Below are 4,471 nucleotides of genomic sequence, written 5' to 3'. Positions count from 1 at the left end.
TCTGCCTCTTGTCAAGCTACTGGAGGCGGAGCCTCCCAGAATGGGTTCCCAGCCTCTAGGCAGGGAACCAGTCAGAGCAAGGGCTGTATCTTTTCTTAGTGCCATTCGTTCACGCCCCTATTTCAGTCTGTAGGGTCGATATTAATAGCACCGGAAAATCAGTAGGTCGCAGCAGTACCGCAGACTAATCGAGTCTGCGATCAGCGTTCCTACTCTTGTTAGCTAGGATTGGGGATTGGGAGTAAATTTCTTTCTGAGTTGAGTGAGGTTTGATCCCCACTGTGTATAGACGCGATTAATCGCGTTTATACACAGTTAGACTCTTAGGTAAATCAATGTTGATCGTGATTCCGGTACCTTTGAGATTTCCTGATGAGAGTGTGTGATATAAGACCAATGCCCGGTTTGGTTGGTCGAAAAGAAACCCACGACGTGTGGGTTTGATCTTTCCTTCCTTTACTAGGGAGACAAAGCTTTCTAAATACCTACGTATACCTTGACGGTTTTCTTGACTATTATTCATATGACGCTTAATCAGCATCATAAAGAAGTCCAAACTACGATTTTCCTGCCCCTGAATCAGACTTCCCTCATCTAGGAAAGAACTTGCTATGAGCCTGCCATCAACTTGTTTAACCTTAAATAGGGTAAAGTAACGCCCTTCTTTTTTAGGATCGCTTGCATAACAGACCCAAGAACCCTCTTGATTCTGTGTAAAACCTTGTTCAGCAAGGTAAGAAAGCAAAGAATTACTTGTCTTTGTTTGTAGTGGAGGTAATAAATCCTCAATGGGATCTAAAGAACAAATCCTCTGTGTTGTTTTCAGTTGAGAAGCAGCAGGATTTTCCTGGGTATAGACACGTAGGGGTTTGTCATCAGACATTGCCATAGTAGACATCGCAGCGATCGCAGATATTTGGAAAGCGATCGCTCCAAACAAACGAACAATAATATTCATGTTTTTCCTGTTACTCTTGCTGATGTTGTTAATAATCGAAATCGTTGCTAAATCAAGATTGATCTAGCAGTCTTAAATCATTTGTTTGTTTAGATTTAAGTGTTTTTCCTATTTGGTCAAGGTAGCTGAAGTTTTCAAAAATGAAATAGGACTTTTATATGGGTAATAACCACAAAGAGAAATCAATGTCTAAGATAAAACACACAATATTAATGCCTTATTGACAAGACAAATTTGGCTTTTCGATATTTTTAGATATGCGAAAAACAACTGACTTAGTGTCAAATTTTTTCTATTTACTCTTGTCTAATTTTGTGCCGCTTTAAGAGGGCTTTATCCCTTATTAGCAAGCTTTAATGATTCCTAAAAGAAGACTTTGTGAGCTATTTAGTACCTTATATAACCAGAATTTCAGAAGCTATGTGCTTTGCACATTGGCGCTTTTGCTAATTTCCTGGGTGGGTTGAATAATCTTTTGTTTTTTGGAGGTAGCACACCTAACTAGCTGTTTACGCATGGTTGAAACTTAATGTATAAATAATATCCCCTGACAGTAAAATAATATTACCATGAGCTTGAGGTATGCAACACTATTGTGGACAGTTATCAAAGTTGTACACAGTGAATTTTATCCACCTCTCTATTAAATTTTATGGCAAATAGCTGATAATCAAAATCAATTTACTTATACATTGCTAGTATTTTAAATACTAGTATACTTGTTCTTAATGCATGATTACTTAGTTTTAAGTATAACTTTTATGCAAAGTATTCCACGTAGGAGCAATATATTTCTATTGCTGAATAAGGGCTTTTTGAGTTGTATGAAGTTTTTTCAAAAAACAAATATGAGTTTTATATATATAATTGTCACGGCGAAAGAGTATGTCCTTAAATTTGCCCTGTAGATAGAGGAATTTCCTAAGCAAAGTTGGTATGTTTAGAGGTTGGAATAGGAGCAAGTTTTGACTACAATTAAGTTGTTAACTTGTTATTTTTACAAGCCTTAGCAGTATGAACGTGGAATTTTTTAATAGGATTCCTTTGATGCCTTTAGTATTACTATGGCTGGCTTACACTGTCCTGGGTTGGTATCTTGCTGCTCATCATATTATTTGGTTGGTAGGAGCTTTTGTCGCTGCTATGGTTATAGCTGTAGTGCGAAAAAGTATTTCTTGGTTAGAGCGTTTAGTTGAATTTGGGTCTAAAACTTTAGCTGTCATATTATTTTTAAGTATATCAATTGCTTTTGTAGCAACTTGGTCAATATTATTAAGGCTTTTTCTCATCCCATTAGCAACTACGCTTTTAGCTGATTTGGAAATGCGCTTTTCTGGCTTCAACAAACTAGATTCATTTTGGATTTTAACAGTCCTAGCAGTATTGGGTTTGGTGATGGGCGAATTAATAGATATTCTACTTTTTCCCAGTAGTAGATACTAAAAAATTAAGCATAAAAAGATATTTTTATTATTTATTAAGTAAAGACGTACAGATATGCGCCCCTACTTAATCTCAAGTTTTAAGCGATCGCTGCCTCTAGCTGCCCGATAAAACAAAGCACGATGACCCAATATTAGTCAATCATTCTCTAGATTACTTAAAAATCCCACTCACGGAAGACGTTTTAGTGAGTCAGATTTTCTAGTCTATTACCAGAATTAAGACAAGCTAACAATGCAAATACTTCTGAAAGCAGAGGCAAATGCCCGGCATTTGGGTCTTAATAGCGAACTGGGACATGGTTCCTTGTTCAAAATTAAGTTGCCATTGTTCTGAAAAGCATAGATGTTGTCTAGCAAGAGAAATTGAAGCGATCGCTGTAGGGAGATTGATCTGGATGTGGCGAGATGGATATTACCGTTTGCAGGCATATCACTGATGATTGTCATTTTTGAGTCACATTTGTTTTGAACCATAGAGATATAGGTAAAACAGTGCAAAAAAAGATGAAACAAAGCGGTGAGTCCTCACTCAACACTAATAAGGAAGTAATGTGAGTAGACGTAAAGACTACAGTTTGCTTCAGCAGACAGGAACAGATCAAGTAGCAGCACCCAAGCCATCGCTGACATTATCAGACGCAGTGGCTCTGATTGTTGGTATTGTCATCGGGGCGGGGATTTTTCAAACCCCGGCTCTAGTGGCAAGTCAAGCAGGTAGTGATATTGCTGTACTACTTCTTTGGCTAATTGGTGGTGTGGTATCTCTGGTAGGAGCGCTGTGTTATGCAGAGTTGGCAACTGTCTATCCCGATGTTGGAGGTGTCTACTATTATTTGAAACGTGCATTCGGGCGGGGAGTCGCCTTTTTATTTGCCTGGGCGCGGATGACAGTGATTCAAACTGGTTCTATTGCTCTGTTGGCATTTGTTTTTGGCGATTATGTTTCTCAGATATTGCGGTTAGGAACGTTTTCGTCTTCTATCTATGCAGCCATAGCGATCGCACTTTTAACTGCTTTGAACATCATCGGTTTGCAGCAGGGTAAGTGGACACAAAATTTGCTGAGTGCTGCGAAAGTTCTGGGTTTGTTGCTGGTAGTAATTCTTGGGCTTACTGCCATTCCTAATTCTGCTGCTGCCGCCCCTGTGGAAGCTGCATCATCAGGAACTTGGGGACTGGCGATGGTGTTTGTGTTGCTATCTTACGGCGGTTGGAATGAGGCAGCTTATATCTCAGCAGAAATTCAAGATGGACGACGTAATATAGTGCGATCGCTAATGTGGAGTATTGGCATTATCACCGCCATTTACTTACTCATCAATCTAGCTTACCTACGGGGACTAGGATTAGCAAACATGTCCCAGTCCGAAGCAGTAGCCGCAGATTTAATGCGCTCTCTTTGGGGCGAACCGGGAGCCTTATTCATCAGTGTATTGATTGCGATCGCTACTTTAGGAGCAACCAACGCCACAATCTTTACCGGAGCGCGTACCAATTTCGCACTGGGACAAGATTTTTCGCTATTTGGTTTTATGGGACGCTGGCAACAACGTCCTAGTAGTCCTACCCATGCCTTATTATTGCAAGCTGCGATCGCCTTAGCATTGGTTTTTTTAGGCACGCTCACCCGCAAAGGCTTTGAAACAATGGTGGATTACACCGCCCCGATATTTTGGTTCTTCTTCTTGCTTTCCGGCATATCACTGCTGGTATTGCGAATCCGCGAACCCCACATAGTACGCCCGTTCCGTGTGCCATTTTATCCTTTTACACCATTATTCTTTTGTGCCGTTTGCGGTTACTTGCTCTACTCCAGCTTGGCTTATACAGGTGTGGGAGCAGTTGCAGGTGTTTTAGTTGTAGCAGCAGGTATCCCCGTGTTGTTTTGGAATAACTATCGCCAAGGTAAGACTTAATCCAAGTTGGGACTTTGGCTACGCTCAGTCGAACAGTTTTAGATTGTGCAACCTCAATCTCACGCTATAAACAATTCAAAATTCCATGACTATTCAGTTGTTTTAAGCTAATCGGCATTTAAGCTGCATAATATAAATGCAGAGTCGGTTGA

The 4,471-nt window shown here is 40.1% G+C and carries 4 protein-coding genes; 3 read left to right on the top strand and 1 reads right to left on the bottom strand.

Going from position 1 to position 4,471, the window contains the following annotated elements; translation table 11 throughout:
- Positions 1-295: 295 nt before the first annotated feature.
- A complete protein-coding gene (locus VB740_RS35880) occupies positions 296-958 on the bottom strand; it encodes a hypothetical protein (protein ID WP_323204565.1) in 663 nt (220 codons plus the stop codon).
- 1,014 nt (positions 959-1,972) lie between these two features.
- On the opposite strand from VB740_RS35880, the gene VB740_RS35875 reads away from it, so the two are divergent.
- From VB740_RS35875 to VB740_RS35865, 3 genes are all read left to right on the top strand, one after another.
- A complete protein-coding gene (locus VB740_RS35875; RefSeq protein ID WP_323204564.1) occupies positions 1,973-2,401 on the top strand; it encodes a hypothetical protein in 429 nt (142 codons plus the stop codon).
- Between the two features lie 262 nt (positions 2,402-2,663).
- Complete coding sequence (locus VB740_RS35870; protein WP_323204563.1) at positions 2,664-2,840, top strand: hypothetical protein; 177 nt, start codon at positions 2,664-2,666, stop codon at positions 2,838-2,840.
- A 114-nt stretch (positions 2,841-2,954) separates the two neighbouring features.
- Complete coding sequence (locus tag VB740_RS35865; RefSeq protein ID WP_323204562.1) at positions 2,955-4,319, top strand: APC family permease; 1,365 nt, start codon at positions 2,955-2,957, stop codon at positions 4,317-4,319.
- Positions 4,320-4,471 lie beyond the last annotated feature (152 nt).

The organism is Nostoc sp. UHCC 0251 (genome assembly GCF_034932245.1).
In the GTDB taxonomy this organism is placed as follows: Bacteria; Cyanobacteriota; Cyanobacteriia; order Cyanobacteriales; family Nostocaceae; genus Nostoc.
The sequence above is the reverse complement of the archived record's forward strand: the minus strand, read 5'-3'. Positions and strand labels throughout refer to the sequence as shown.